This window comes from Thermopirellula anaerolimosa, from assembly GCF_054657335.1.
This window is the reverse complement of sequence record NZ_BAAHYX010000006.1, coordinates 2,823,012-2,848,121: the sequence shown is the minus strand read 5'-3', so window position 1 is coordinate 2,848,121 and position 25,110 is coordinate 2,823,012. Positions and strand designations below refer to the sequence as shown.

13 protein-coding genes and 1 CRISPR repeat array (1 of these 14 cut by a window edge) are annotated in these 25,110 nt (G+C 62.3%); of the genes, 7 read left to right on the top strand and 6 right to left on the bottom strand.

The window, feature by feature from the left end; translation table 11 throughout:
- Positions 1–11: 11 nt before the first annotated feature.
- The 3 genes from ACYQ6J_RS16200 to pepF form a co-directional block, all read right to left on the bottom strand.
- The gene (locus ACYQ6J_RS16200) at positions 12–1,307 is read right to left on the bottom strand and encodes a Gfo/Idh/MocA family protein (protein ID WP_460185233.1); all 1,296 of its coding nucleotides are present in this window, start codon (positions 1,305–1,307) and stop codon (positions 12–14) included.
- A 271-nt stretch (positions 1,308–1,578) separates the two neighbouring features.
- Positions 1,579–2,763 carry an aminotransferase class V-fold PLP-dependent enzyme gene (locus tag ACYQ6J_RS16195; RefSeq protein ID WP_460185232.1) on the bottom strand — a complete coding sequence of 395 codons (1,185 nt, stop codon included), beginning with the start codon at positions 2,761–2,763 and terminating at the stop codon, positions 1,579–1,581.
- Between the two features lie 33 nt (positions 2,764–2,796).
- Entirely contained in the window at positions 2,797–4,692 is a 1,896-nt protein-coding gene (gene pepF / locus ACYQ6J_RS16190; RefSeq protein WP_460185231.1) for an oligoendopeptidase F, read from the bottom strand.
- 396 nt (positions 4,693–5,088) lie between these two features.
- Between pepF and ACYQ6J_RS16185 the strand changes: the two genes are divergently transcribed.
- Positions 5,089–5,790, top strand: a complete 702-nt coding sequence (locus ACYQ6J_RS16185; protein WP_460185230.1) for a hypothetical protein — start codon at positions 5,089–5,091, stop codon at positions 5,788–5,790.
- Here the strand turns inward: ACYQ6J_RS16185 and ACYQ6J_RS16180 are convergent.
- Positions 5,721–7,223: a hypothetical protein gene (locus tag ACYQ6J_RS16180; protein WP_460185229.1), complete on the bottom strand. Its 1,503-nt coding sequence runs from the start codon at positions 7,221–7,223 to the stop codon at positions 5,721–5,723. The genes ACYQ6J_RS16185 and ACYQ6J_RS16180 overlap by 70 nt on opposite strands.
- A 326-nt stretch (positions 7,224–7,549) precedes the next feature.
- On the opposite strand from ACYQ6J_RS16180, the gene ACYQ6J_RS16175 reads away from it, so the two are divergent.
- From ACYQ6J_RS16175 to ACYQ6J_RS16165, 3 genes are all read left to right on the top strand, one after another.
- On the top strand, positions 7,550–8,371 hold the full coding sequence (locus ACYQ6J_RS16175; protein ID WP_460185228.1) for a hypothetical protein: 822 nt from the start codon (positions 7,550–7,552) through the stop codon (positions 8,369–8,371).
- A 116-nt stretch (positions 8,372–8,487) separates the two neighbouring features.
- A complete protein-coding gene (gene scpB, locus ACYQ6J_RS16170) occupies positions 8,488–9,249 on the top strand; it encodes an SMC-Scp complex subunit ScpB (RefSeq protein WP_460185227.1) in 762 nt (253 codons plus the stop codon).
- 163 nt (positions 9,250–9,412) lie between these two features.
- A complete protein-coding gene (locus ACYQ6J_RS16165) occupies positions 9,413–9,802 on the top strand; it encodes a hypothetical protein (protein ID WP_460185226.1) in 390 nt (129 codons plus the stop codon).
- A 322-nt stretch (positions 9,803–10,124) separates the two neighbouring features.
- Here ACYQ6J_RS16165 and ACYQ6J_RS16160 read toward each other — a convergent pair whose 3' ends face one another.
- Entirely contained in the window at positions 10,125–11,183 is a 1,059-nt protein-coding gene (locus ACYQ6J_RS16160) for a DUF6807 domain-containing protein (RefSeq protein WP_460185225.1), read from the bottom strand.
- Positions 11,184–11,434: 251 nt separating this feature from the next.
- Between ACYQ6J_RS16160 and ACYQ6J_RS16155 the strand changes: the two genes are divergently transcribed.
- From ACYQ6J_RS16155 to ACYQ6J_RS16145, 3 genes are all read left to right on the top strand, one after another.
- Positions 11,435–12,505 (top strand): galactose-1-phosphate uridylyltransferase, encoded by a 1,071-nt coding sequence (locus ACYQ6J_RS16155; protein WP_460185224.1) that lies wholly within the window; start codon positions 11,435–11,437, stop codon positions 12,503–12,505.
- 76 nt (positions 12,506–12,581) lie between these two features.
- Complete coding sequence (locus tag ACYQ6J_RS16150; RefSeq protein WP_460185223.1) at positions 12,582–14,750, top strand: alpha-amylase/4-alpha-glucanotransferase domain-containing protein; 2,169 nt, start codon at positions 12,582–12,584, stop codon at positions 14,748–14,750.
- 1,125 nt (positions 14,751–15,875) lie between these two features.
- Positions 15,876–16,613: an aldo/keto reductase gene (locus ACYQ6J_RS16145; protein WP_460185222.1), complete on the top strand. Its 738-nt coding sequence runs from the start codon at positions 15,876–15,878 to the stop codon at positions 16,611–16,613.
- 227 nt (positions 16,614–16,840) lie between these two features.
- Here ACYQ6J_RS16145 and ACYQ6J_RS16140 read toward each other — a convergent pair whose 3' ends face one another.
- Entirely contained in the window at positions 16,841–17,377 is a 537-nt protein-coding gene (locus tag ACYQ6J_RS16140) for an IS5 family transposase (protein ID WP_460185221.1), read from the bottom strand.
- 119 nt (positions 17,378–17,496) lie between these two features.
- Positions 17,497–25,110: direct repeats of the CRISPR family, unit length 32 nt; unit sequence GTTTCAATCCGCGCCCTCGCGCAGAGGGCGAC (it continues 12,951 nt past the right edge of the window).

Sequence of the window (25,110 nt, the reverse complement as noted above, 5' to 3'; positions counted from 1 at the left end):
CGATCCGTCGATCAGCCCGCGTAGGGATGACGGTACGGCTTGCGGTAGTCGCGGCGAAGCAGTTGCCGGGCCGCGGGATGATCCGGGATGTCTTCCGCCTGCTCGTCCCAGCGGATCACGCTGTCGGTTTCATAGGCGATCATGGCCAGCTTGACGGTGGTCGTGGAGCGATAACCCTCCTCGATGGGGCACGCGGGCGGACGTCGCTCGCGGACCGCAGCCAGGAAGTCGGCCATGTGCCTCACGCCGGCATCCGTCTTCGGCGTGTACTCCTTGCGTTCCCCGTTCTTCCCGGTGGGGATGACCACCCAGCGGTTATCCGTCACGTAAACGGTGGCCTTGGTCCCAAAAAAGAACAGGCCGTTGTTGACCTCGGGAGCATACTCCTCGGCGCCCCACAGGCGGTGCCGCCACAGGACGGGGCAACGGTCGAATTCGAAGTGGACGGTCAGGGTGTCCGGCGTGGTGATCACGTCCTTCAAGCGATAGATACCGCCCGCCGCCGCGATCTTGCCGGGCGTGGTCACGCCCAAGATCATCCGGGCCGCGTCGATCAGGTGAATCCCCCAATCGACCAGGTGCCCGTGCCCGCTGGTCTTTTCCAATCGCCAATTGAAATGCCCTACCTGCTCGCTGTAGGGGATGAGGGGCCCCGGACCGCACCAGAGATCCCAATCCAGACTGGGTGGGGGATCTTTGGGCGTAGGATCTTTTGTGCCCGCTCGATAGTGGATTTGCGCATCGACTTGCACGATGTCGCCCGCCTCACCCGCGGCGATGAATTCCCGCACTTGGCGAAAGCTGTCATGCTGCCGCCGTTGAAACCCGATCTGTACGATCCGCCCGCTTCGCCGAACCGCGTCCACCATGGCCCGGCCCTCGCGAATATCGTACGCCAAGGGCTTTTCGCAATAGACATCCAAGTTGCGATTCAAACAGGCGAGCAAGTGCAACGCATGCCATTGCGGCGGACTGGCGATGATCACCGCGTCCAAGTCGGAACCGTCCAACATCTCCTCGTACAGCTTGAAGGTCCGAGGGCGCTTGCCCTGCAATTGCTCCAATTCCGCGGCGGACTTCTCCAAGTGCTCCGAGTCCACGTCGCAGATCGCGGCGATCTCGACTCCGCCGACATTGAGCGCAGCCTTGGCGTCCACCATGCCGTACCAACCCATGCCGATCACGCCCATACGTATAACGGCGTTTTCCTCGGCCCGAACGGCTACCGGAATCATTCCCGGCAGCACCGAAGCCCCTGCTGCAAGGGCCGCCGCATTCCCCAAAAATCGACGACGCGGTACCGACATGACAGGTCACCCTTTCCGCAAAGAAACAAAGAAAGAAATGGTCCGTCTTTAGCGCGAGCCTTTATGTCAAGCGACCGCTTTCCCGGAACACCATGCGGTGATGCGGAATACGCGGCAGACGCCATCGCGGCATTCGACGCGGCAGCGAATGTCATGTGACCTCGACCGCAACGAGTCGCGATGACCGCATTTCATTCTTGCGCAAGGGACCGCGGCGGTCAACGGCTGATCCTGGACGCGGACCGACGCAGATCGACGCGAACCGCGTGGTTCAAGCATTGCCCCGGCATTCCCGCAGCACGGCAATTAGCCGCTCCAAATCGCTCTCGTTGTTGTAGCCGTGAGGGCTGATGCGGAGCCTGCCCGCGCGGCAACTCAGCACCACGCCCGCGGCGGCACAGCGGCGTCGCGCCTCTTCGGGATCCACGCCCGGCAGCGTGAATGTCACGATGCCCGAGGCGACCCCGGGTCGGCGATCGCTGACGATCTCGGCGCCGATTCGTCGCAGGCGCTTGCAGGCATCGTCCGTGTACCGCAAGACGGCCTCGGCCACCGTTGCGATTCCCAGTCGGCGGAGCATGCCCAGGGACGCTCTCAGGCCGATCATCCCCACCATATTCTGCGACCCGCCCTCGAATCGCGCGGCGGAGGGTTTCCAATTCGGCTCGATGCGGTCGAATCGCATGGCATGGACCACGCTATTCCAACCCACGCCGGTGGGACGCAACCGGTCTAAATGGTCGCGGCGGCAATAAAACAAACCGGCCCCCTCCGGTCCCAGCAACCACTTGTGACCGTCCGCGGCGAAGAAGTCGACCTCCGCCGCCCGAACGTCCAAGGGAAACACCCCCAAGCCTTGGATGGCGTCCAAAAAGAGCAGTGCCCCTTTGCGATGCGCCAACTCCGCCGCTTCGGCGGGATCCGTTCGCCGTCCGCCCCAATAGCTGACCCAACTGATCGCCACAATCCGAGTTCGGCGGTCGCAAGCGGCCTCCAGGTCCGCAAGTTCCAATCGACCGTCGCGGAGCGGCACACGACGGACCTCAACGCCCTGCTCAGCCAAGGCCAGCCAGGGATATTGATTGGAGGGAAACTCGTCGGCGGGCAATACCACGTTGTCGCCCTCTCGCCAGGGAAGGCCCTCGGCGACGATGCCGATCCCGTGACTGGTGCTGCGAACCAGGGCGATTTCCTCGGGCGCGGCGCCCGTCAGCTCGGCGGCATCTCTTCGCAGCGATTCGACTTCCTCGGCCCAACGCGGCCAGCGCAGATCGCCGTGCTCCGTCGCCTCATCGCACCAACTTTGAATTGCATTCCGGACCGGTTCCGGCAGCGGCGACACGGCGGCGTGGTCGAAATACGCGTAGCGCCGCGCGATCGGCATGCAGTCGCGAAACCTGCTCCGCGCGGCCTCGATCGCGGCGTCGTCTCGACGTTCCCCGTCGTCGTGCGTCATCGCCGCACCGCCTTCCTTATTCGTCCGGCAAGCTCAAGTTCCATCGCCTTTGCCTGCCTTCTTGCCGCGGCCCTTCGCCTTCGCGCCCTTGACAATCCACGGCACCTTGGGAAACAGCGTCGCCAGTTCGTTCGTCAATTCGGCGAAGCGTCGCATGGCGGCCTGGACGGTTTCCGGCTTTTCCAAATCGACTCCCGCATCGCGGAACAGTTCCAAGGGATCCTTGCTGCAACCCGACGCCAACAGACGCAAATAGTCCCGCCTCGCCGGTTCGCCCTCTTGAAGCACCCGATCGGCCAAAGCGATCGCCGCGGAAAGCCCGGTGGCATACTTATAGACATAGAATCCGCGATAGAAGTGCGGTATACGCAGGCACTCCAGCTTTAAGTACGGTTCAACAACAACGCCAGGCCCCAAATAGTCATGCAACAAATCGGCGTAGATCGACGTGAACAATTCCAGCGTGGGCGGTTCACCCTCCTGCACGGCCAGGTGGACCTTCTTCTCGAACTCGGCGAACATGGTCTGCCGGAAGATGGTCCCGCGGATCGAGTCCAGCTCGTGACTGATGATCAAGGCCCGCTCCGCGTCGGACTTCGCTTGTTCGAGCAGTCGACGACTAAGCAATTGCTCATTGAAGGTGCTGGCGACTTCGGCAACGAGTATGGGATATTGATAATAGAGATACGGCTGCCTCTTGGCCGAGTAATAGGTGTGCATGGAGTGGCCGGCCTCGTGGGCCAAGGTAAAAACGTGATCCAGCACATCCTCCTTATAGTTCATAAGGATATATGGATCGCTGCGGTAGGTCCCGGAACTGAATGCTCCGCTCTGCTTGTTTTGATTTTCGTAACGATCGCACCACCGCCCCAAAAGACCCTTGCGGAGGACTCGGACGTATTCCGCGCCCAACGGTTCCAGGGCGGCGACGACCATTTCCACGGCCTGCTCCCAGGTGCGGCGTTTCTTCATCCCCGGCACCAAGGGCACGTAAAGATCGAAGGGTTCCAATTCCGTCAACCGCAAGCGGCGGCGACGCAGGTCGTGGTAGCCATGGAGGTGCTCGATGTTGTCGCGAACGGTTCGGATCAAATTGTCGTACACGGTCACCGGCACGTTGTCGGGAAACAACGCCGCCTCCAAGGCGTTGGCGTAGTTTCTCACGCGAGCCAGGTAATTGTCCGCGAGGATCGCACCGCCCAAGGCCGCGGCCAGCGTCCGTTGGTGCTTGGCGTACTCTGTGTAGTAACGGCGAAAGGCCTCGCGACGCACCTCGCGAGAGGGCGATTCGAGCAGGGACAGATAGGTGCCGTGCGTCAGCGGCACCGATTCTTTGCGTTCGTTCCGTACGCTGCCGAAGTCCAGTTCCGTGTCGTTGAGCTGGCGAAAGACTTGCTGGGGGGCTTCCAGCAACTCGGTTTGGGCCGCCAAGAGTCGTTCCTCCGCCCGGCTCAACGTGTGGGGGCGATAGCGGAGCAGACGTTCCAGAAACAAACGATAGGGCTGAATCGCCGCGTCGGCCATGTATTCCCACATTTGCGGTTCGGGGATCGCCAGCAATTCCGGTTGCAGAAAACTGGCCGCCTCGTTGACGCGGCTCAATTCGGCCATGTAGCGTCCGACCATCCGCTGGGGTCCGAAGTCCGCCAGATTCTCGGTCATGCGTAGGTGGGCGTAAACCCCAAGTCGCTCGCCCTGCTCGTCGATGGAAAAATGAAACGCCAGGGCCTCGGCAATCACGGCAGGCCCCTCGGCCAAGCGGCCTTGAAAGCGGGAATAGTCACCAAATTTGGCCTTCCATTTGGCGAAATCCTTTTCCCAGGCCTTGTCACTCTTGTAGAGGCTGGATAGGTCCCAACGGTCATCGGGATTCACATCCTCTCGCAAGGGGATATCAATAATCGGGGTCCTGTTGCGTGTTTTTGCCATTTCGTGCGCTTCCTACACTTCGGTTTTCAACTGAGGTCTTCGTGCGCCGCCGACCCGGCAAGTCCGTCGAGACCGCCGCCGCATTCCTCCGCCGTCATCGCGTAAGCGTTCAAGCTAAGTTCTAACGAAATCCGGTGTCAAGACGACAGCGGACTGCGACTCGCAGGGGTTACGCACGACCGCGCCCGAAGCTTCGCCGAAACGGCGGCCTGTCCCGTGCTTGCCCCGGGCGGCGGGGCGGCGTCATACTTGAAGGTGCCGACCGACGGCGGCGTTGCGCCGCGCGAGCCGGGTCGGCGGAACCGGCGGCCCAACTCCATGCCCAAGAAGCACTCCCGAAAACGATCTCGACGGCCACCCAATAGTTCCAAGAAAAAACCGGTCGGTCGGTCCGCAATGCCCCGCATCTTCGGCCGGCACGGCCCTTGCGGGGGCGGACATCGTCCCGCCGGTCGCACGGCGATCCGGATTCGGCCGATCGACCGCCGGAACGGCTTCGAACTTGTCTTCCCGATTTGTGTCCGCGAGCGACGGGAGGACATGGAGGAAGTCTACGAGATGCTGGAGTTGGGTGAGATCGAGGCCGCCGAGGACGAATTGCGGTGGCTGCTCGAGGATTGCCACGAACTGCTCGAAGCGCATGGCCTGCTGGGGCGTTTGGCCCTGGAGGCGAGCCGGTGGGATCTCGCCCGAGCACACCTGGGCTACGCCTACGAACTGGGGTGTAAGGCTCTCGGCGACGGTTTTCGCGGGACGCTGCCCTACGCGCGACCCTCCAACCGTCCCTTTCACGAGGCCGGTCGCGACCTGGTGCAGTGTCTGCTGGTTCTCGGCGAACGAAGCCTGGCACGCGAGGTCGCCGATCAGCTACGGCAATTGGATCCCGGCGATCCGCTGGGGACGACCGAACTTCTGAAGATGTTGCCGGTGGCGGTGCCGGGCAGCGGCGGTGAGAAGATCGCGCCCGAGAACTCCGCGGTCGCCTCTCCGGAATCACCCGCGTCGCTCCCACCTTCGATTGATTCCGATCAGGGGTTGGAGTCCTCGTGCGATACCGGTCCGACCGCCGACGGCAATCGATCGCCCGAGAAATCGTAGCACACCCGAACCATCCGCAAGGCCAAGGGGATGGTCGTCACGAGCCGATTCGGCAAAGAGGACGGCGGTGTCGTTTCGGGCAAGCGAAAAACGTACTGAACGACAGCCGAGCGGTCGGTTTCCGCCGGGGTTTCCCGGATGACTCCTTCGCACTGCGTCCCGTCGGGATACTCCAACCGGGCCGCGTTCTCAAACACCCCCGCCAAATGCGACTTCAACGGTATTGCGACGTTGCGATACTCGATACGTAGCTGGGCGACCGCGGAATCGTCAGCGGTCTCGAAGCGTTGCAACTCGACGGTCACATCACCCAGGTTGCGCCGGCGAGGAAGCCCGTTGTTGAGGTCGAAGGCGAATGAGTACGGCGAAACCGCCGCCAAGACTTCGATGCAACCGGTCCAGCGGGCGATCGCAGCGTCATCGGCGGGGAGCGTGAAGTCGGTTGTCAAGGACAGCGGATAGACCGTGCGAGGCAGGGGAATTTCGCGCCGTCCGCCGCCCGACCGGGAAACTACCTCTTTTCCGGAGGTCGTAGTCGCCCGATTCCAAGCGGCATCCTGCCACACGACCACCGGCCATAGCTTCGGCTCCCATTCGGCGATCAATCCGGTCCGAAGTGTGACGGTGCCGTCCGGTTCCTCGAAGCGACGAAACTTGGTCGGTTGCAAGCGAAATGCGCCCGAATAAACCGCGGCTTGCAATCGGGCGGGCAGGTCAGGCGGTCGGGGGACGATTTGCAGCGTGAACGGTTCTCCGCCGGCTCGCAATTCGGCATTCCAGGCATCGAGGAGGCCGTCCAAGACCGGCCAGAAGGGGCCGGCAAGCGGACCGGTGATCGGCGCGGCGGTTGCATCCGGCACGGCCCACCGAAGACGATTGCCCGACTGACGCCGGATTTGCGCCAGGATTTCGCTCGCCGCGACTCCACTTCCGGTCAAATCGAGCGTCGATCCGCGAAGGGCCTGTTCCACGGCAGCGTCGGCCAGCGATTGCCAGACCCGGCCTAACCGCAGGCGACTCTCGGCGGACGGCGCATCCTCGGCGGGAGGGAGGAGATCGAGCACGGTCGGGCCGGCCTCCAGCAGGGCGGTCTCCGCGGCATCCCGCTGCCGGCGCAACGGGGCGTCCAATTGCGCGACCCAGCTTTGCACTTGGACGGCCATTTCGGCGTCCCCGTCGTCCGTCGTGCTGGCGACGGACGGTCTTTCCGATCGCTCGCCCTGATCTTCTTGAACGGCAGCCGTCCAGGGAGCCTCGTCGTCAAGCGCAGTCGATAACGCGATTCGGCCGGGCACCATCCCCGCCAGCAGCGCAAGGAACACCCACCCACCGGCGAGGCGGCGTACCCGGCGGCACCTCACCCCATGAGAAGGGGGCTTCTTCGATTCCCCACGATTGGACGTGACCCCTCCCCAGTCCGAAAGCATCATCATGCTCCGCGACCTTGGACCGCTCTGCGGCAAGAGACTAAGTGCGATGGGCGGCGCCGGGCAACCCCGGCAACCTTTAGCCTATCGAATCGCTTTCGGTTATCGCAAGATCGCGCCTCTGCCCGAACGCGGTGCGCGCGAGTTTCGGCGACCGGGGTTGCGTCTTGGAGGAATGGGCCGTTTGGAGCCGCGCATTGGTGTTGTGGGTTTCCGGAAAAATAACGTAAGATGCCCCATCGGAGGAAGGAGCATCCGAGATTCGATTCGCAATTGTCGCGGGGGCGGGCGATCGTTCGTCCGCACACTCCCCAGGGGAAGGAGCCTCGGTCTTGGAATCACAAAACGACCTGGGTCAGACGATACGCGGCCTGCTTTTGTTGGGCATATTCGTGGTGCTTCCGGTGACGGCGGCAGTATTTCCGTCGGTCTGTCGCCTGGCTTGGCGGGATGCCTACGACGGAACGCCCGCTTCGGCCGAAAGCCCCGAACCGGAAACCCGCGGCGAAACCCCGAATCTGCCAACCATGTCCATGGACGGCATGGATCGCGAGACGAAGTTCCCCCCCCAAGAGCGATCGGCGACCATTCCGGCGGAGATCGGGAACCCCGACATGGCCTCGGGTTGGGGCGGCGCAGGGGATCCCCAGCAAGACGGCGGCAATCCGGCGCTACACGCCATTGCGACCCCGAACGACGGCCTGGATGCCCTTCCATCCGATTACTCGGCGCAGTCGGGAATGGCGGCGGGATTTTCCAATCCGTCTTGGGGCCCCTCGCGCGAGACATCGATGGAGGGCTGGCCGGACCGCAATTCGATTGGGCCGGGCTACACACCGCCGGGCACCCGCGAGACTTCGTTCAGCGGCACGCCTCCAGGCATGTTCGCCGGGGACTCGTGGGAAGCGGCGACCGTTGACACCGCAGGGCCGACCAGCGATCTGGAGCGGCGACTCCAGGCATTGGGGGCCGTCTATTACCGCATGGAGAAGTGGGGCGCCGAAGGACGTCTCTATCGCTTCTATTGCGATACCACCGTCGCGGGTCAACCGGGGATGGTCCGCCACTGGGAGGCCGTCGCGGAACACCCCGAAAGCGCGATGATTCAAGTCATTTCGCAAATCGAGGCCGCTCGGGACCGGCAGGAGATGTGAACCGACCGATCCCCGCTCGCCCACCTCGCGGCGCGAGTCGTAACCCTTGCCCAACCGAGGGCGGCGCGCTAGATTGTATTCTGTACTCCAAGCGGATGTGCGATGCGAATGCCGGGATGACTTTCAATCCGTACGCCAAACCGTGGTTGCGCCGCAACCTGTGGGAGGGTTGTCGGGCGGAAGTCCTGGGCATGTGGGAGGCGTCGGGCGCTCGGGCGTGGAGGAACCAAACCGCAGCGCAGGCCGGTTCGGACGACGCCCAACCTCCGCCGAGCGACGCGCCGAGAAACGAAGAGATTCGGCGGATCGAGGCCGTGCTCTTGTTGGCGCGGGAACCGCTGCCGGTGCGAAAGATCGCGCAGTTGGCGGGCTTGGAGAGCGGCACGTTGGTCCGAGCGTTGGTCCGACGGCTGAACCGTTTGTATGACGAAGAAGGATGTGCGTTTCGCGTGGTGGAGGTCGGCGGGGGACTGCAACTGCGGACTCGCTCGGTATTCGCCCCCTGGTTGAGTCGCCGCTACCGCGAACCGATCGAATTGCGACTGTCGCCCCCGGCCCTGGAAACGCTGGCCGTGGTGGCGTACAAACAACCCGTCCTGCGAGCCGAGCTGGAATCGATCCGCGGCGTGCAGTGCGGCGAAATTCTCCGACAATTGATGGATCGCGGACTCGTCCGCATCGTGGGACGATCCGAGGAACTGGGAAGGCCGTACCTTTACGGTACGACCGCGCGGTTCCTTGAGGTGTTCGGGCTACGGGGACTGGACGATTTGCCGTATCCCGAATATCGTTGTTCATCGGTCTCCAAACGTTCGACGACGGTGTCTTCCGGGGGAAAAGCGGACAAAAGTGAGGAGGGCTTTGCCGACGAAGAATAGCCAGTATACTTAGTCGCTCCGCCGCAACCGGGAGGGCGGTTCGGCGAATTTCCGGGGGGCCGATTCCCCACCCGAGATGTCGTAAACCAATCGTGAACGGGAAGGTCCTTGGCACCTTCAGATCAGGAAATAACGGCTCAATTACCAGTACGGGGGTGATCTCGTGAAAATCATGACCAACTCCAAGTCGGAATGGATCTTAGAATGCGAATTCGGGTCGTACGGACCGGCCCTCTGCGAACACAACCCCGGCGCCTTCAAGCCCGTCGTCGCCCAGGACGAAGATGAAGATGAAGACTGGGAAGATGATGATGACGATGAAGACGAGGATGAAGACTGGGAAGACGACGAAGACGATTGGGACGAGGACGAAGAGGAAGAAGATTGGGACGACGAGGAAGAGGATTGGGAGGAAGACGAGGAAGAGGGTGATGATCTAGAGGAGGACGATTGGGACGAAGACGAGGAGGAAGACGAAGACTGGGACGAAGACGAAGATGACGATGAAGACGAGGACGACGACTGGGACGAAGACGAGGATGAGGACGAGTGATTTCACGCGTCCGCCCGAGCCCCGGTTCGTCGCAGCGGGCTCGGCCGCGAGACTTCGGCCTATGTGAGTCGGCTTCCAGCCTTTGGTTTTATTGAAGCATTCACGGTTGAAAGACGGAATACGCCGCGTTTGCTAGGCGGTTAACGTTGATGGTCTTTTGCTTGTAGGCGCAGCCTTCGCGGTGTGCGCCTTTTTTATGCGCGTTTCATGCGTGCTCGTGCCTATTCCGCTCCGACAAGCATGGACCGTTTGAGACCGAAAAAACCGCCGACTCGGTCGCGGCGCGTCGCCGTGGGGCCATCCTCCGGTCGGTGTGACGGCATCACGGACCCAAGTCCGGGGGCGATTCTTCGGCAAACGGTCGCCAGACCCTTTCCACGGTTTCGCGAGTCGGTACGCCGCCGTGGGCCCAGACGCCGTATCGTAATCGCAGCGGCTTGTCGGGCGTCACTTCCACGGGGTTATTAAGCGTCAAGCAGGCCCCCATCCAACCGTCATCCCGAACATGAAAGGGAGTCGGATGGCCGGGGTTGGCGGGATGATCGAACAGCGCCGCTCCCGCCTGCTTGCCCGGTCCGATCGGCCCACTGTAGTCCACCCAGCGTGCGGGTTTCCGGAAGATCTCGGACTCGTTTCGCCGACCCTCGCTGTCGAGGATGCGCCCCCCGCCGTCCCGCACCCCGATGGTCTTGGCCACACGCACCGCCATCAAGCCGAACGGGGTGGCGTTGAAGGTGACGGCGGTGTTGCCGGGACATCGGAATTCGCTGTCCCAGACGACCAAATAGTACGGCGCCGCCGACGCATCACGGAGCCAAGCCGCACTCTCGCGCGGGACGGCGACTCTCACCGCCACGCGGCGGAGTTCCCGAAACAGCGGAGTCCCATCGGAAGAGAGCCATTCCAGGTCGGCCAAGAGCCAGGCCGCGGCGGGCGTATCCGTGCCGTCGCCGATCGCGTCTTCGTATCGCAGGATGTTGCGGCAGCGGATCCGCGGTCCGGGGCCGTCCTTCCAAAAGTCCTCGCCCGCCAGGTTTTGATGGGACATCCAAACGGAGTTGTGATGGCTGTGCGTCACCGGGTCGTGGGGGTGTCCCATCCGAGTCAGCGAAATCCCATCGGGACCTGCCAGGGGAAACAGGAACGGACGCTGCAACTGCGGACCGTAATGGAAGCGCGTTATCTCGCGACCGTCCGCCAAGACGAACGCCGCCTGATCGTACGGCAAAGGTACGACTTGCAGCACGGGCACCGGTCGCGCATTCGGCAGGGCATCGTCAGGTACGGTCGGCCCCTCGGCGAGGCACGGCGGAATCATCGCCGCGAAAAGCAGGCTACCGCCGATCGTCGCCCCAACAAAGAGATGTCGGATGCGACCCATGAGAGCTTCCCTTGTTCCGCATGCTGCCATGGTGCTGCTCCTTGAATCCTTTGGCCGGACATTGGCGAGACGGCCATCGGGGGACTGGGCCGGAAATCGTCAACCCATCCGTGTCACCGCGCTCCGACGAAAGTGACGAGCCGCGCCGGACTCCGCGGCGATTCCGCCGATGATGCCATCAGGATAGAAGCGGCGTTCCCAAAATGCAAATCGTCGGGATAATAAGAGTATTTCAGCCCTTGAGGATCACCATGCCCGAGCTGCGGAAAGATCCCATCGTCGATCGCTGGGTCATCATTGCGGACAACCGGGGGAAACGACCGCAGGACTTCGAAATTGCCCCGCGGCGATCGACCGGTCGCTTGTGTCCGTTCTGCGAGGGAAACGAGAGCGAGACGCCTGCCGAGGTGCTGTGCGTCCGGGACCCGGGCACGTTGCCGAACGGCCCGGGCTGGAAGATCCGAGTGGTGCCCAACAAGTTTCCCGCCGTGTTAGACGGCGAGTTCAATTTGCCCTCATCGCCCGACCATGCACTTTACCAGGCCCGACCCGGCCACGGCATCCACGAGGTCATCATCGAATCACCGCGGCACGTTTCCAGTCTGACGCAACTGACCACGGACGAGATCGTCCTCGCTTTGGCAACGTATCGCCGACGGTTCGAGGCCCTGGAAACCCATCCCGGACTTTCGTCGGTGATGCTATTCAAAAATATGGGTGCGGAGGCGGGCGCGTCGCTGGAACACATCCATAGTCAGCTCATCGCCCTGCCCACCATTCCCAGCCTTCCTGACGCCGAACTGCACGGAGCCAAGGCCCAATTCGACGCTTCGGGGCGATGCGTGTATTGTCGCATGCTCCGCGCGGAAACCGATTCACCGCGAGGCGTCTATCTCTCCCCGCGATTCACCGCCTTTTGCCCGTTCGCTTCTCGGTTCGGCTACGAGACGTGGATCTTGCCGAACCGCCACGCCTCACACTTTCAGACCATCACGGACGACGAGATCCGCGACTTGGCCGGCGTGCTCCGCAGGGTCCTGACGGCGGTGGAGACCGTTGTCCGCCCCCCGGCTTACAACCTGGTGTTTCACACGGCACCGTTGGGCGGTTTGCCCCTGGAACACTACCACTGGCACATCGAAGTACTTCCGGCGTTCGCGAAGGCGGCGGGATTCGAATGGGGAAGCGGGTTCTACATCAATCCGGTTTATCCGGAACAAGCGGCCCAGGAACTGCGCCAAAGCCTCGAAAAGTGCCCGGAATCCGAAGATGAAACGATTAGGCAAACTGAAGCAGACAGAGAGAGATTGCCGATGCCATAAACAAGAGAGCTTGGCGGCAGCGTGTGCCGCTTGCGACGTCCCGCCCTGAACCCTAGCCCCGTGTGAATCAACCACGATGACACCGACGGCCCACCTCGTTCTGCTCCTGCACAATCACCAGCCCATCGGCAACTTCGACCACGTCTTCCGTCAGGCCTACGAGGACAGCTACCGCCCATTTCTCGAGGTCTTCGCTCGCTACCCCGACATCAAGATCTCGCTCCACACCAGCGGCCCGTTGATGGAGTGGCTCGATCAGAATCAACCCGGCTACCTCGACTGGGTGGCGTCCCTGGTTCGAGACGGCAGGATCGAGATCATCGGCGGTCCCTTTTATGAACCCATCTTGGCGATGATCCCGTCGGCGGATCGCGTCGGACAGATTCGGCGCTACACAAAATGGCTGCGCGACCGCCTGGGGGCCGAGGTCCGCGGCATGTGGTTTCCCGAACGGGTTTGGGAGCAGTCATTTACCCGCGACGTCGTGGACGCCGGGATCGAGTATGCCATCCTGGACGACTATCATTTCAAGGCCGCCGGACTCCGCGACGAGGACCTGGACGGCTATTATCTGACCGAAGACGAGGGCCGCTTGATGGCGGTCTTTCCCGGCAGCGAACGCCTCCGGTACACCATTCCCTTCGCCGATCCCCAGGCGACCATCGATCACGTCCGCGCCCTGGCGGAGCGTCGGCCTGGCGCGGTGGTCGTATTCGGCGACGACGGGGAGAAATTCGGCACCTGGCCGGAGACCAAAAAGCACGTCTATCACGACCGCTGGCTGGAGCGGTTCTTCGAAGCCCTGTCGGCCAACGCCGATTGGCTCCGCGTCTCCACCTTGGGCGAGGTGTACGAACGGATTTCTCCCCGCGGCAAGATCTATCTGCCCGATTGCAGCTACCGCGAAATGACGGAATGGGCGTTACCCACCGCCCGGCAGGAGGAACTCGAGTCCGTCCGTCACGAGATGGAGCACGACCCGCGCTGGGATCGCATCCGGTCGTTTCTTCGCGGCGGTTTTTGGCGGAACTTCCGCGTCAAGTACCGCGAAGCCGACGAAATGTACGCCCGCATGATGAATGTCAGTCGCCGCCTCCAATCGGCCTTGCAAGGCGATGCGGCCAACCCCGATCTTCGTGAGGCGCAACTCCACCTGTACCGCGGCCAGTGCAATTGCCCGTATTGGCACGGAGCGTTCGGCGGCATTTACCTGCCGCACCTTCGCAACGCCATCTATCATCACCTGATCGCCGCCGACACGATCCTGGAAAAGTGGTCGCGGCAAGGGGATGTCTGGATCGATGCCCGTGCCGAGGATTACAACTTCGACGGCAAACCCGAAATTCGCGTGGCCAACGATCAGCTCGCCGCATTTATCGCCCCGCACGAGGGCGGCATGATGTACGAACTGGACGTCCGCGAAATCCGGTTGAACCTAGGGGCCGGCATGATGCGTCGGCCCGAGGCGTATCACCGAAAGGTCCTTCAAGGCGAGCATCGCGGCGACTCCGGTTGCGCCAGCATTCACGAGCGGGTCGTCTTCAAGCAGGCGAATCTCGACCGGCACGTCCGCTACGACCCTTATCCCCGCAAGAGCTTGGTCGATCTCTTTTACAACCCGGACACCACGCCGGAGGCCGCCGAGTCGGGCGAGGCCGTTCTCGTGGGGGATTTCCACGCGGCGCCGTACGAAGCCGCGATCCACGCCAATCCCGACCGCGTGCGCGTGATGATGACGCGGCAAGGGACGGCGGGCGGTCAATCGATCCGGCTCACCAAGGCCGTCCTGCTCAGCGAAGGCAGTTCCGTTTTGGAGATTGCATACCGCTTAGAGAATCTTCCGCCGCACTTCGCCTGCCAATTCGCCGTGGAGTTCAACTTCGCGGGCTTGCCCGGCGGTGCGGATGATCGCTACTTCGTGGACCCCTTCGGCAAGCGCCTCGGCCACCTGGGCGCCCGGGTGAACTTACCCGAGACCGCCGGCTTAGGGCTGATCGACCAATGGCAAGGGATCGATCTTCGCCTCTTGATCTCCGTCCCCGGCGGCATTCGCGCCTTTCCCATCGAGACGGTCAGCCAATCGGAGGGCGGATTCGAATTGGTCCATCAGTCGGTCGCCGTGCAGCCCTACTGGCTCGTCCGGCCTGATGAAAACGGCCAATGGTCGGTCACCATGCGGTTGGTCGCCGACACGACCGCGGCCCGCGAGCGCCGCATCGCCTCCCGCGAACTCGTTCACGTGTGACAGGCAAACAAGCAACCGCTTCGGCAATCCGAAAAACCATCCCTGCGTCGCCGGTTCCAACCGGCGACGCTTTTGCGCGCCGTGTCAATATCCGATTCTGCCGCCGGATCACAACGGCGGTCCGCGGCCTCCCTTTCTCCCCCGCGCCCTGCGCGCATCAAGCGTCCCGCCTCAAACCTCTGCGCCGGATACACCATCCTTTGCCAGCTTCACGCACTCCGGCTTTTATATTCCAGTAGAAATGCCCCTTGCGGCGCACATAGAAACCCGCTTATCAACCATTCGCAAAGAGGGTGGTATGGAGACATTATGAATAAGCCCGACACAACGGGCGAGGATGGAGGACTTCGACCGCGTCAAGACGGGGGATATAACGCTAGTGAGCGCAAGCGAGGTCCTAGAAAAGGAACCCCTGAACAACCTCCGCGACTTCGGAAGCTCGAGTATCTCGGTTGTGTTTTCGGATTCACAGGGCGGACAAGCGGGGTTTATAAGGTCTATCGGTTCTCTGTGCCGCCCGGTTTATCGGTTCGTCACCGCGTGAGCGCGCAATATTAACGCTCTAACCCGCACCGGGCAAGGTCATACTCCGCAGAATCGCATGACGGTGAAGGTAGATATTCACGCCGCTCGCCACCCCCAACGCATATTAAAGATTCTTGAATATCCCCCGAAACCGCCACCTTACCCGTCATCCGGCACTCTCTGCCGTCGGGTGGGTTTGCGCATCACGTCGAAGCCGCCCGTCGCCAACGTCCGCTGCGATGAACCGTCCTTCCTCGCCATGATCACCGTCCTAATGTCGATGCGGCTCTATCGTGTTCCCAATTATGGCCGTATTATACTGCTGCCGGACGGTTGTTGTGCAGAGGTTCCTGAAAAGATTCCCCAAGCCTGGAAAACGGCGTACGGGGGACCGAAAATGTTTTGCGCCGCCAAATAAAATGGCCATGGGTCAGCGCAATTGATTCTTGACACCAAGCTGTGCACGTATCAGTATGCGGCAAGGTACGAGTATGCCGGACCGCGCACGGCGTTCATTAAGGGTGCGCCCGAACAGGGCGAGATAATTCCGCTAGACTGCAACAGACAAACCAGCGCCGGAGCCACGGGAAAGGACAGAGCGTGAGTACACACAACGCAGCATGGCAACGATCGATCAACCGCCGGAGCTTCTTTTCCGCCGGTGCGGTCGGGGCGATGGTTGCAGTTAGCGAAGGAACGCCTGCTGCAATGCAACAACCGGCTGATTTGCCAGCCGATCGGCTCCCGGTACGGGAGTTCGGCAAGCTCGGAGAAAGCCTGCCGATCTTGGGTTATGGCGGAGCGGCGCTGGTGAGCCATTGGGGCAGCCCGTTGTCGGTCGACGAACGGATTGAACTGGTCCGCTACGCCTATCGGCGTGGTATACGCTACTTCGACATCGCGGCCAATTACGGCGAAAGCCAGCGAATCTTCGGAGAGGCTCTGAAGGATGTCCGTCGGCACGTGTACCTTGTTACAAAAGTGGAAACCACCGATCCGGTCGAGGTGCGTCCGGCTGTGGAGAACTCGCTCGGGCAATTGAAGACCGATTATGTGGACGGACTTTTACTCCACGGCACTCCCGGGCTCGAACAGATGACCGTTGCCCAGGCAATGAACATCCACGACGAATTGGTTAGGCTGCGCGAGGAGAAAATCACTTGTTTTATCGGCTTTTCTGCCCATAGTTATTTTCACAAGGCCCTGGCCTTGATCGAGTCCGGTGCGTTCGACCAATGCATGCTTTCCTACGGCTATCTTTCGGAACCCCTGAACAACCTCCGCGACTGCGGCGGTTCGAGTATCTCAGCCTTATTGTCGGCTCTAAATGGCGGATGAGTGGAGTGTATAAGGTCTATATGTTGTCTATGTCGCCCGGTTTATCGGGCCGTCGCCGCGTGAGCGCGCACTATGGCCGCTCTATCCCGCGTCGGACAAGTTCATACTCCGCAGGATCGCCCAGCGGTGAAGGCAGATATTCACGGCGCTCGCCACCCCCAACGCATACTGCAGGTTCTTGAATATCCCCCGAAACCGCGTCTTCCTCCAGCCGAACACGTGGTTTATTATCTCAAAGACGTGCTCCCCATCTCCGGATCGCGACTCTTCGCCTCGTTCTTCGTCGAGGTCGGGGCGTGGATCACCGTGGCGTCCACGATCGTCCCCTCCCGCACCTTGATCCCATGCTCCGCCAGATGCCGATTCACCGTCTCCAGCAGACTCTTTCCCAGGTCGTGCCTCTCGATCAGGTGTCGGAACCGACAGATCGTCGTCTCATCCGGCGGGGCGTCCTTGCCCAGGTCGAGACCCAAAAACTCCTGTACGGCGTGACTATCGTGCATCAGCTCCTCCGTACGCGGGTCGGAGAGGCCGTACCAGATTTGGAGGAAATAGAGCTTCAGCATCCAGATCAGCGGCTTGACCGGTCGGCCGGGTTGGTCGCTCTTGGGATAGAACGGCTCCACGAGTTTCACGAGTCCTTGCCACGGCATGACTCGGTTCATCATCCGGAGGAACTCATGCCGTCGGGTCGGTTTGCGCATCACATCGAAGCCGCCCGTCGCCAACGTCCGCTGCGATGAACCGTCCTTCCTCGCCATCATCACCCGTCCTAATGTCGATGCGCCTCTATCTTAGTCCCCAAACATGGTCGTATTATACTGCTGCCGGACGGTTGTTGTGCAGAGGTTCCCAAAGCTATAAGTATTATTATTAAGTGAATGTTTCAATCCGCGCCCTCGCGCAGAGGGCGACTTCATATTGGAGAACACCGGGAAGCAAATAGAGAAGTTTCAATCCGCGCCCTCGCGCAGAGGGCGACCAAAATAGAAAGGGAGTTGCGATGGCGTGGGAAGTTGTTTCAATCCGCGCCCTCGCGCAGAGGGCGGCACGATTTGCCGAGCTCCAGCACGCCGCCGCTTACGTTTCAATCCGCGCCCTCGCGCAGAGGGCGGCGGCGCTACATCGAATCCATCCTCCCGGATGGGTCGGTTTCAATCCGCGCCCTCGCGCAGAGGGCGGCTGAGAAAGGTTTTCCAGTGGTTGGCGTCGAAGAGGTTTCAATCCGCGCCCTCGCGCAGAGGGCGGCCCGGATGGGTCGTACATGTCAAGTCGTGGCGCATTGGTTTCAATCCGCGCCCTCGCGCAGAGGGCGGCATGGGTGCGTGCTTTGGTGGTTTTTTGTTTTATTGGTTTCAATCCGCGCCCTCGCGCAGAGGGCGGCGCCCGCAGGAGACGGAGGAACGATCGAGGCTTGGGAGTTTCAATCCGCGCCCTCGCGCAGAGGGCGGCCCCTGCCGACTACCCAAACCAACGGCAACCATCCGGTTTCAATCCGCGCCCTCGCGCAGAGGGCGGCGGCTGCTCCAGGGCGGGAATGTTTCGGATATGGGGTTTCAATCCGCGCCCTCGCGCAGAGGGCGGCTGGAAACTCGCCGCCGTCGAATCGCCCGCCGACGCCGTTTCAATCCGCGCCCTCGCGCAGAGGGCGGCCGAAGCCGCTCTGTGTCTGTCCGCCGGATTCCGCGGTTTCAATCCGCGCCCTCGCGCAGAGGGCGGCCCCGTGCGGCGAAATTGCGCGCCCACATATCAACAGTTTCAATCCGCGCCCTCGCGCAGAGGGCGGCCTGCCGCCGCGCGCGCGTCGGCCGAAGCGCCCCCTGTTTCAATCCGCGCCCTCGCGCAGAGGGCGACCGAGGTCCTGGCGCGATGCTGAAATAATAGGTCTGGTTTCAATCCGCGCCCTCGCGCAGAGGGCGACTCCGGCAGAGCGGCGACTACTTCAAGCTCAAGCTGTTTCAATCCGCGCCCTCGCGCAGAGGGCGACGCGCGAGTGCGTGAAGTCTGAATGAAAAATCTGTTGTTTCAATCCGCGCCCTCGCCCAGAGGGCGACAATAGCGAATTCCACATATAATGCGCCGCGCCTGGTTTCAATCCGCGCCCTCGCGCAGAGGGCGACATCAATTCGAGACTTTATACTCGAGAACGCCAGTAGTTTCAATCCGCGCCCTCGCGCAGAGGGCGACCCTGAACACACATTGGTCCAGCTTCCGGGATCACCGTTTCAATCCGCGCCCTCGCGCAGAGGGCGACCGACGCCCCCGCGATGGTCGGAAGCCCCCGATTTCGTTTCAATCCGCGCCCTCGCGCAGAGGGCGACAATCTTTTCCCTCCCTTGGAGCAACGACCACATCAGTTTCAATCCGCGCCCTCGCGCAGAGGGCGACGACTATATCTTCGCCCACGGCCGCCCTCTGAGCGTTTCAATCCGCGCCCTCGCGCAGAGGGCGACGCGCCCCGCACGGGGCCGCACGCGATGGGCCCTGTTTCAATCCGCGCCCTCGCGCAGAGGGCGACGATCCCCGAAGCCGGGCCAATGTGGGTCCAAGTGGGTTTCAATCCGCGCCCTCGCGCAGAGGGCGACCAATCGTAAAAGACATTATTCGACAATATAACCTGTTTCAATCCGCGCCCTCGCGCAGAGGGCGACGAAATCAAGGACGAGTTCAAGTCTCGCGGCTTCGTTTCAATCCGCGCCCTCGCGCAGAGGGCGACATCGTAATTCCCTCCACCGAAATGCCTTGTGAATTGTTTCAATCCGCGCCCTCGCGCAGAGGGCGACCGGCATGGATGCCGCGGGAAGTGCTGCGTGGTGATGTTTCAATCCGCGCCCTCGCGCAGAGGGCGACCACTTACCACAACCAAGACCGCGACGATTTCCTAGTTTCAATCCGCGCCCTCGCGCAGAGGGCGACCCCCCCGCGACCCGCCGCCGCACCGCCGTACACCGGTTTCAATCCGCGCCCTCGCGCAGAGGGCGACGGGGCGGAAGCGGGTACGGGCACACCCTGTACTTGGTTTCAATCCGCGCCCTCGCGCAGAGGGCGACCCGGACGGTCATCCACCGCGCCCCCGCACGGGGTTTCAATCCGCGCCCTCGCGCAGAGGGCGACACGGAATCCCGGCGAAAATTCCGCTTGCCGGGCGTTTCAATCCGCGCCCTCGCGCAGAGGGCGACGTAGCGCACGGTGCCATCCCATATATCCTGGCCGTTTCAATCCGCGCCCTCGCGCAGAGGGCGACGCGGATGATGGCGTTTCAGTCCGCGCCCGACATCGTTTCAATCCGCGCCCTCGCGCAGAGGGCGACACGATGGAGGAAATCCGAGAGGCGGTGCGCATTGGTTTCAATCCGCGCCCTCGCGCAGAGGGCGACTTCAATATGCCTCCACATGCAGGTTTCATCGTAGGTTTCAATCCGCGCCCTCGCGCAGAGGGCGACCCGGCGAGGTCGTCGTCCGTGCCGCGAACCTGGAAGTTTCAATCCGCGCCCTCGCGCAGAGGGCGACCTGCACCGCCGGATCATCCGGGGAGTAGACGGCAGTTTCAATCCGCGCCCTCGCGCAGAGGGCGACTCGATGGCGGCGGCGAGGGCGGGAAAGTCGGATCGTTTCAATCCGCGCCCTCGCGCAGAGGGCGACATGGCCATACGCTCTACCTGCACGAGGCATTGTGTTTCAATCCGCGCCCTCGCGCAGAGGGCGACGACAAGAGGCGAATTATCCAAATCGCGCTCGGCGGTTTCAATCCGCGCCCTCGCGCAGAGGGCGACCGTGAGTGCGAATAGCGTGGCCTTGTACTCCCCGGTGTTTCAATCCGCGCCCTCGCGCAGAGGGCGACCCCGCACCGAACAAAAAGGAGGAAGCGATGGACAAGTTTCAATCCGCGCCCTCGCGCAGAGGGCGACTCTGGGTCTCGATGCCTGGGCGCGGTCCGAAATGTTTCAATCCGCGCCCTCGCGCAGAGGGCGACATTCCCGAGGCGGGACCGATGTGGGTTCAGGCCTGGTTTCAATCCGCGCCCTCGCGCAGAGGGCGACTCTTCGACGCTCCGTCCAAGAGCGATTTCAATGAGTTTCAATCCGCGCCCTCGCGCAGAGGGCGACTGGGCTGCGGATAAGCTCATCGAGTGGGATGCAGTTTCAATCCGCGCCCTCGCGCAGAGGGCGACCGCGGGCAAAAAGAAATGGAGGAAGAAGAAATGGTTTCAATCCGCGCCCTCGCGCAGAGGGCGACTCCCCGCCTACGGATTTCTCCCGCAGGCCACATCGTTTCAATCCGCGCCCTCGCGCAGAGGGCGACCGCATCATTGAAATCGCTCTCGGCCTGTTGACCGAGGTTTCAATCCGCGCCCTCGCGCAGAGGGCGACCCGATGTGGGTGGAAAGGGTTGGGTGATCCACTCGTCGTTTCAATCCGCGCCCTCGCGCAGAGGGCGACCGTGCCGCGGACAGAAATGGAGGAAGAAGAAATGGTTTCAATCCGCGCCCTCGCGCAGAGGGCGACCCTCGCGGGAGAAGGCGATTTCATTAGCGTGTTCGTTTCAATCCGCGCCCTCGCGCAGAGGGCGACGTACATTGAATCCCTCCTTCCGGAGGGATCAAGGATGTTTCAATCCGCGCCCTCGCGCAGAGGGCGACACAGAGTACATCGAGGTTGATTGCCATGATTGTTCGCGTTTCAATCCGCGCCCTCGCGCAGAGGGCGACCTGATCGGGAAGACCGGAGTTGAATACGGTTATGGTTTCAATCCGCGCCCTCGCGCAGAGGGCGACGGCCATACCCCCCCACCTGGGACGCAAAATGCAAGAGTTTCAATCCGCGCCCTCGCGCAGAGGGCGACATTGGGGCTGGGATATGGATTTTTTTTCATCGTTGTTTCAATCCGCGCCCTCGCGCAGAGGGCGACTGAGCTCGCTCCGCTCTGGTCTCCAGCGGGGCGAGTTTCAATCCGCGCCCTCGCGCAGAGGGCGACAAGTCGCGCTCCAGCCTGAGCAGTTCGTCGCCCTCGTTTCAATCCGCGCCCTCGCGCAGAGGGCGACTCCCGAGGAGCACCTAAACGCCGTTCTCCATTTTGGTTTCAATCCGCGCCCTCGCGCAGAGGGCGACCATTTCAGCCTGCATTTGCCGGCGGCTTCGATGAGGTTTCAATCCGCGCCCTCGCGCAGAGGGCGACGTGGAAATCGAGATGCATTCCGGCGACGATTGGTGTTTCAATCCGCGCCCTCGCGCAGAGGGCGACGACCGTGCAGGTTATACCGCGAATCACGCTCGACGGTTTCAATCCGCGCCCTCGCGCAGAGGGCGACCGTCGGACCACTCGCTGCGAGGGATGACGCGGATGGTTTCAATCCGCGCCCTCGCGCAGAGGGCGACCTGTGGCCGTAGGATACGCTCGCGTGTCTACGCTTGTTTCAATCCGCGCCCTCGCGCAGAGGGCGACGGGATTTCTGGGTTTGCGTGTTGGATTTCATTTACCTGTTTCAATCCGCGCCCTCGCGCAGAGGGCGACAATCGACTGAAATGCCATGGGGTTGGGCGAAGCGCGTTTCAATCCGCGCCCTCGCGCAGAGGGCGACGGGAGGAGGCGCGTCCTCCAGGAATTGAACGCCAGAGTTTCAATCCGCGCCCTCGCGCAGAGGGCGACGTACATTGACGGATTCAATCCGTCGATGTACGTAGTTTCAATCCGCGCCCTCGCGCAGAGGGCGACGCGGCACGCCAACAAACACGCACAACGGCGCATAAAGTTTCAATCCGCGCCCTCGCGCAGAGGGCGACAAGGCTGTTTATCTGTATTGTGCGTTAAGGCATGTTTCAATCCGCGCCCTCGCGCAGAGGGCGACCGGCCTGGACTCCCGCCTCGCCGACATGCAGAAAGTTTCAATCCGCGCCCTCGCGCAGAGGGCGACCGCATCGCGATATGCCGATATAATAATAATAGAAAGTTTCAATCCGCGCCCTCGCGCAGAGGGCGACTAATCCGAAGGACAAACCAATGCAGCGATTCATGGGTTTCAATCCGCGCCCTCGCGCAGAGGGCGACAGGCGATTGCGGAGATAAGCACCCCGACATCGAAGTTTCAATCCGCGCCCTCGCGCAGAGGGCGACCATTTCAGCCTGCATTTGCCGGCGGCTTCGATGAGGTTTCAATCCGCGCCCTCGCGCAGAGGGCGACGACCGTGCAGGTTATACCGCGAATCACGCTCGACGGTTTCAATCCGCGCCCTCGCGCAGAGGGCGACCGCATCGCGATATGCCGATATAATAATAATAGAAAGTTTCAATCCGCGCCCTCGCGCAGAGGGCGACTAATCCGAAGGACAAACCAATGCAGCGATTCATGGGTTTCAATCCGCGCCCTCGCGCAGAGGGCGACAGGCGATTGCGGAGATAAGCACCCCGACATCGAAGTTTCAATCCGCGCCCTCGCGCAGAGGGCGACCATTTCAGCCTGCATTTGCCGGCGGCTTCGATGAGGTTTCAATCCGCGCCCTCGCGCAGAGGGCGACGTGGAAATCGAGATGCATTCCGGCGACGATTGGTGTTTCAATCCGCGCCCTCGCGCAGAGGGCGACGACCGTGCAGGTTATACCGCGAATCACGCTCGACGGTTTCAATCCGCGCCCTCGCGCAGAGGGCGACCGTCGGACCACTCGCTGCGAGGGATGACGCGGATGGTTTCAATCCGCGCCCTCGCGCAGAGGGCGACCTGTGGCCGTAGGATACGCTCGCGTGTCTACGCTTGTTTCAATCCGCGCCCTCGCGCAGAGGGCGACGGGATTTCTGGGTTTGCGTGTTGGATTTCATTTACCTGTTTCAATCCGCGCCCTCGCGCAGAGGGCGACGCGCTCGCGCTCGGCGTGCGGGCCGAAAAGTGTGTTTCAATCCGCGCCCTCGCGCAGAGGGCGACCGGCGGACCGTGACGGAGTGTCGGTGGAGCCAAGTGGGTTTCAATCCGCGCCCTCGCGCAGAGGGCGACAAGCCGGCACGTGGGGGCCCGAACGGCCGCCAATATGTTTCAATCCGCGCCCTCGCGCAGAGGGCGACTTCTCCAAAGAGGAAGCGGAGGGAAGGCGAAAAGTTTCAATCCGCGCCCTCGCGCAGAGGGCGACCTCCTCCCGGAGGGACGCTTCTTCAGCAGAGGTGTTTCAATCCGCGCCCTCGCGCAGAGGGCGACGAACGGCCGCCAATATAATGGTGCGTCAACGGAGGGTTTCAATCCGCGCCCTCGCGCAGAGGGCGACCTCACGTAATCTGATGCCCACAACCACGAACAGGAGTTTCAATCCGCGCCCTCGCGCAGAGGGCGACCCGGGTGACCGGCGAGGCATAGTGGGCAATCGGGCGTTTCAATCCGCGCCCTCGCGCAGAGGGCGACTTGGACTGGCCGCCGTCTCTGGGACGTGACGGCGGTTTCAATCCGCGCCCTCGCGCAGAGGGCGACTAATCCGAAGGACAAACCAATGCAGCGATTCATGGGTTTCAATCCGCGCCCTCGCGCAGAGGGCGACAGGCGATTGCGGAGATAAGCACCCCGACATCGAAGTTTCAATCCGCGCCCTCGCGCAGAGGGCGACCCCTCGCGCAGAGGGCGACGGGGAACAGCCGAATGTTTCAATCCGCGCCCTCGCGCAGAGGGCGACTATGTAGTGTATAATTGACAACGCTTCGTGAATGGTTTCAATCCGCGCCCTCGCGCAGAGGGCGACGGGGATGTGGATTTTTTTTCGGCCGTCCGCCGCCGGTTTCAATCCGCGCCCTCGCGCAGAGGGCGACCGCGCGTCCGCTTGGAATTCCGCTCCGCCGCCGGTTTCAATCCGCGCCCTCGCGCAGAGGGCGACGATAAAGCCGCATCGAGAGCGGCGGAGCGGACGAGTTTCAATCCGCGCCCTCGCGCAGAGGGCGACACCAAGCGGACGCGCGCGCGCGATAAAGCCGCATCGTTTCAATCCGCGCCCTCGCGCAGAGGGCGACCTTTCGGTGATACAATTCTCGGAATCCATCCGAGTTTCAATCCGCGCCCTCGCGCAGAGGGCGACATTTTCGATTCTACGTCGGGGAGCGGCCCGCGTCGTTTCAATCCGCGCCCTCGCGCAGAGGGCGACGCGAATCATCCAAATCGCCCTTGGGGGGCGCGAGGGTTTCAATCCGCGCCCTCGCGCAGAGGGCGACAAGCATTGACGAAATCCGCGCCGCGGTTCGGGTCGGTTTCAATCCGCGCCCTCGCGCAGAGGGCGACGCGAATCATCCAAATCGCCCTTGGGGGGCGCGAGGGTTTCAATCCGCGCCCTCGCGCAGAGGGCGACGGGGATTTTCGCCCCGTCCGGTATGTGGAATATGTTTCAATCCGCGCCCTCGCGCAGAGGGCGACGAACGGCCGCCAATATAATGGTGCGGAAACGGAGGGTTTCAATCCGCGCCCTCGCGCAGAGGGCGACTTTCGTGTCCCAAAGCATACATTTTACGCGGAAGAGGTTTCAATCCGCGCCCTCGCG

Bases quoted from the DNA above. Each gene is read 5' to 3' on its own strand.
- ACYQ6J_RS16185 (WP_460185230.1), top strand. From the start codon at position 5,089: ATGCCCCGCATCTTCGGCCGGCACGGCCCTTGCGGGGGCGGACATCGT.
- scpB (WP_460185227.1), top strand. From the start codon at position 8,488: ATGACTTTCAATCCGTACGCCAAACCGTGGTTGCGCCGCAACCTGTGG.
- pepF (WP_460185231.1), bottom strand. From the start codon at position 4,692: ATGGCAAAAACACGCAACAGGACCCCGATTATTGATATCCCCTTGCGA.
- ACYQ6J_RS16160 (WP_460185225.1), bottom strand. From the start codon at position 11,183: ATGGGTCGCATCCGACATCTCTTTGTTGGGGCGACGATCGGCGGTAGC.
- ACYQ6J_RS16195 (WP_460185232.1), bottom strand. From the start codon at position 2,763: ATGACGCACGACGACGGGGAACGTCGAGACGACGCCGCGATCGAGGCC.
- ACYQ6J_RS16180 (WP_460185229.1), bottom strand. From the start codon at position 7,223: ATGATGATGCTTTCGGACTGGGGAGGGGTCACGTCCAATCGTGGGGAA.
- ACYQ6J_RS16140 (WP_460185221.1), bottom strand. From the start codon at position 17,377: ATGATGGCGAGGAAGGACGGTTCATCGCAGCGGACGTTGGCGACGGGC.
- ACYQ6J_RS16150 (WP_460185223.1), top strand. From the start codon at position 12,582: ATGACACCGACGGCCCACCTCGTTCTGCTCCTGCACAATCACCAGCCC.
- ACYQ6J_RS16200 (WP_460185233.1), bottom strand. From the start codon at position 1,307: ATGTCGGTACCGCGTCGTCGATTTTTGGGGAATGCGGCGGCCCTTGCA.
- ACYQ6J_RS16155 (WP_460185224.1), top strand. From the start codon at position 11,435: ATGCCCGAGCTGCGGAAAGATCCCATCGTCGATCGCTGGGTCATCATT.